Annotated in this window: 4 protein-coding genes; 2 read left to right on the top strand and 2 right to left on the bottom strand. The window is 44.0% G+C overall.

From position 1 onward, the window contains the following. Positions 1–82 precede the first annotated feature (82 nt). The gene (gene rpmA, locus OGM63_RS13870; RefSeq protein ID WP_263746166.1) at positions 83–349 is read left to right on the top strand and encodes a 50S ribosomal protein L27; all 267 of its coding nucleotides are present in this window, start codon (positions 83–85) and stop codon (positions 347–349) included. Between the two features lie 63 nt (positions 350–412). Here the strand turns inward: rpmA and OGM63_RS13865 are convergent, their stop codons facing one another. Both OGM63_RS13865 and folK read right to left on the bottom strand, forming a co-directional pair. Beyond that, positions 413–961 (bottom strand): NUDIX hydrolase, encoded by a 549-nt coding sequence (locus OGM63_RS13865; protein WP_263746164.1) that lies wholly within the window; start codon positions 959–961, stop codon positions 413–415. Positions 962–1,048: 87 nt separating this feature from the next. Further along, complete coding sequence (gene folK / locus OGM63_RS13860; RefSeq protein ID WP_263746165.1) at positions 1,049–1,534, bottom strand: 2-amino-4-hydroxy-6-hydroxymethyldihydropteridine diphosphokinase; 486 nt, start codon at positions 1,532–1,534, stop codon at positions 1,049–1,051. A gap of 241 nt (positions 1,535–1,775) precedes the next feature. Here folK and OGM63_RS13855 point away from each other — a divergent pair, with 241 nt between their 5' ends. Next, positions 1,776–4,331, top strand: coding sequence for a transglycosylase domain-containing protein (locus tag OGM63_RS13855; RefSeq protein WP_263746163.1), 2,556 nt, complete (start codon positions 1,776–1,778; stop codon positions 4,329–4,331). The last annotated feature ends 6 nt before the right edge of the window (positions 4,332–4,337 follow it).

Raw genomic sequence — 4,337 nt, 5'->3', positions numbered from 1 at the left:
CATTCCCCATTCCCCATTCCCCATTCCCCATTCCCCATTCCCCATTCCCCATTCCCCATTCCCCACTACACAAGAGGAAATTATGGCTCATAAGAAAGGAACAGGTAGTACACGTAACGGACGTGACTCTAATGCTCAACGTCTAGGTGTGAAGCGTTTCGGTAGTGAAACTGTCCGGGCTGGTAACATTTTAGTACGTCAACGCGGCAGAAAATTTCACCCAGGTAACAACGTCGGTATCGGTAGCGATGACACTTTGTTTGCCTTAATTGATGGTGTGGTAACGTTTGAGAGAAAGGGCAAAACCCGCAAACAAGTAAGCGTTTACACTGCTGCTGTAGCTAGTTAAGATTAATATTCGTAGTGAGCGCTGTACTCGCTGATCTTGAGCGGTAAACCGCTCACTACGAATCTAAAATAAAAATGGACGCGCTAGCATAAAGCTAGAAATGGATTTAGCATCTACTGGTTCACCATCGAGAATAGCTTTTTCTAATTCTTCGGGGGTGAAAAAGACAGTTTCGATATCTTCGTCTTCATCTTGTTTTTGCGGTGTCTCTAACTTTTCTAAATCTTGCGCTAGAAAAGCATAGATAATTTCATCAGAATAACCGGGAGCGATAAAAAATTCTCCTAGTTTTTCCCATTTGTTGGCACGATAGCCAGTTTCTTCTTCAATTTCTCGCCGAATCGTCTCTTGAGGTTCTTCATTCGGTTCCACTGTACCTGCCGGAAATTCTAACACGCGTCCTTGAACTGCAAAACGATACTGACGCACGAGTATAAGTTTACCTTCTGAGGTGACGGGTACGGCTAAAGCGCCACCAGGGTGACGAATACACTCCCATTCTCCTTCCGATTTGTTGGGTAAACGCAAGCGATTGACTTCAAAATTAAACTTGCGTCCTTTGAAGAACAAGCGTTGTTTCAGCAGCTGTGGTAATTCTCTACCTAATGGCATAGTAAAGTTATATTATCTAATAATACACAGATAATTCTGGAGATGAATTGTCAAATCAGGCTTTTTCTGCGTTTATCGGTGGTAATCTTAATTGCCCATCCATAAATGTACATCAGAACTGTCTACCTGTTTAACCAGTTCTTTAATTTCACACTGGGAAAATGGTTCAATTAAATTTGGGGCGATTTCGGCTAGGGGTATTAGTACGAAAGCTCGATCGCACATTCTCGGATGGGGAATTTGCAGGTCTGGTGTATCCAAAATTAAGTCATCATATAATAACAAATCCAAGTCAAGCGATCGCGCTCCCCAGCGTTCAGTCCGAATACGCCCAAATTTGCTTTCAATCGCAAGCATTGTTGCTAACAACGCTTGCGGTGTCATTTCTACTTCCAGAATCGCGGCTCCATTCAAGTAATCTGGTTGTGGTGGTCCTACAGCTTTGGTTTCATACCAACTTGATGTAACTTCTAGGATAATACCTGGAGTTTGCGCTAAAGTTTCGACAGCGGCTGTTAAAATTGAACTTCTATCGCCCAGATTGCTACCGAGAGCGATCGCACTTGTGTTCATCAATCTTTTTTCACTACGAACAATACTGCTTGCTTAGTGTATAAAGTTAACTACGGCAATACACCAATTCTCAAAAAACATTATTTCGTAATGAATTTAGTTAATTATTTATGAGATATTATACTAACACAAACGAGGTGCGCTAATCCCATTTTTTTCATCGTGGTTTATTTATAACTACTTTGGGCGAGGAAATGACGTGGCGAAGTTTACATCCTGGTTCAAGGAACGATCAGCTAAATTGAGTAACACAGACACAGAGAAACCGGGATTGCCTCAGGGCAAGAATACGGAAGAATCCTCAGACGATTTGATACCTCTAGGTAATCAAAAGGCAAAGGAGGAATCTACAAATGAAACACCAAGCAAGTTGGGGAAGGTAAAGCAGTTACTGAGCCAGGTGAAAAGTGTATCATCTGGAATCATTGCGAAACTTCCCGGTGGCAATAAACCGCTTTATCGTCGTCCCTTGTTTTGGTTAGGTTTGGGTGTGAGTGGTGGAATCGTAGCCATCAGTCATACTGTGTGGTCAATAGATCGCACTTTGCCGGATAAATCTGAACTAAACGTCGTTGTCCGGGAGCAAACGCTGACCATCAAAGCTAGTGATGGCAGTATTTTGCAACAGCAAGGAGAAGCGACCAGAGAACAGCTGGAATTAAATAAAATTCCCGATAACCTGAAAAAAGCTTTCATTGCCTCAGAGGATAGAAGGTTTAGACAACATCATGGAGTAGATGCTCAGGGAATTGGCAGAGCAGTTTTAAATAACTTGCGATCGCAAAACGTAGTAGAAGGTGGTAGCACCATCACCCAACAGCTAGCGCGAATTCTCTTTCTCAAACAAGAAAAGACAGTTTTGCGTAAGCTCAAAGAAGTGCGACTCGCACAAAAAATGGAGCGAGAATTATCCAAAGACCAGATTCTCGAACGTTATTTGAATCTGGTTTATTTAGGTTCGGGAGCTTACGGAGTTGGCGATGCTGCTTGGGTGTACTACAGCAAGACAGTAGATCAACTGACACTGCCAGAAATGGCGACGATTGCCGGATTAGCCCCAGCACCAAGTGTATACGCCCCAGATCGCAATCCAGAAGCCGCTAAACAGCGGCGAAATCTGGTATTGCAGCGAATGCAAGAAGACGGTTTTATTACAGCCGCCGAAAGGCAAGCAGGGAGTACTGAACCAATAAACCTGAAAAGCAGTTTGCCCAAGCGATTGCAAGTAGAAGCACCTTACTTTACCACCTACATTCAGAAAGAATTGCCGAAGTATGTTTCTGCTGATGTGCTCGCGGGTGGCGGTTTAGTGGTAGAAACTACTATTAACCCAACTTGGCAAAAAGCCGCAGAAGATTCAGTAGCCAAAATACTCCGAAATGAAGGACGCTGGGAGAACTTTAAGCAAGCGGCAATGGTTGCGATTGACCCTCGTACTGGTGAAGTTAAGGCAATGGTGGGGGGAAAAGATTTTGGGAAGTATCAATTTAACCGCGTGACCCAGGCACAGCGTCAACCTGGTTCAACATTTAAAGGATTTGTTTATGCGACGGCGATCGCAACAGGGAAAAATCCCTACGATGGTTACGAGGATTCACCTTTTGTTGTCGATGGCTATGAGCCAAAAAACTACAGCGAAAACTTTCGCGGCTGGATGAACTTGAGAGATGCTCTCACCAACTCAATTAATATCATTGCAGTGAAGGTGTTGATCGATGTCGGATTTGAGCCAACAATCAAACTAGCTCATGATATGGGGATTAAATCTCCACTTAAACCGACTTATTCTTTGGCACTTGGTTCTAATGAAGTCAATTTGTTGGAGTTAACCAGCGCTTACGGCACCTTTGCTAATGTTGGGTTACACACAGAAGTTCACGGTATTACCCGCATCCTCAACCGTCAAGGCAAAGAAATATGGAAAGCTAGTTATCAACCGGTGCAGGCTCTCGACCCTGAGAGCAGTGCTATCATGACCTGGATGCTGCGAAACGTCGTAGAAGATGGTACAGGTCGCGCTGCCCAATTAGATCGACCTGTAGCCGGAAAAACAGGCACTTCTGATGAAGCCCGCGATTTGTGGTTTATTGGTTATATTCCCCAATTAGTTACAGGAGTTTGGCTAGGTAACGACGATAACAAACCTACTTGGGGTAGCAGTAGTAGTGCTGCTTCCACTTGGCATGAATTTATGGAAGTAGCTGTAAAAGGAATGCCGGTAGAAAAGTTTCCCTCTCGACCGAAGTTAGAAGGTCGTAAAGGCACCATCAAAGCGGAGCGCGTCAAACCTAACCGAATTGTTAATCGTCCTATTCGCCAATCGGAGGATAACTCAGATGATTCTGACAACTCTAATAATAGAAGGCGAAGTAAACGAGTAAGTTCTGATAATTCTGATAATTCTAACAATTCTGATAATAGCGATCGCCCATCCAGAAGACGCAGATACAGAAGCCGCGATTCTCAAGACAATCAGCAACAACAACAACAAGACGATACCCCAAGACGCAGCCGAAGACGCTATCAGCAACAAAATGATGATACACCTTCATCGAGTTCATCGTCGAGAAGGCGTCGCTACAGAAGCGAAGAATCAAATTCTAGCGATTCTTCCTCTAGGTCTTCTTCACGACGACGATCTAGACGAGTAGAATCGGATTCTTCCTCTTCGTCACCCAGAAAAACTCAATCCTCTGCCCCAGAGTCAAACAGCAGATCCGGCTCTTCTGATTCCTCACCAACTCAGTCTTGGCGAGAAAGACTTAGACCCAGCGAATCTTCCTCTGAAGGAAATTGATGAGGG

It is taken from the genome of Plectonema radiosum NIES-515, assembly GCF_025753815.1.
In the GTDB taxonomy this organism is placed as follows: domain Bacteria; phylum Cyanobacteriota; class Cyanobacteriia; order Cyanobacteriales; family Nostocaceae; genus Hassallia; species Hassallia radiosum_A.
The sequence above is the reverse complement of the archived record's forward strand: the minus strand, read 5'-3'. Positions and strand labels throughout refer to the sequence as shown.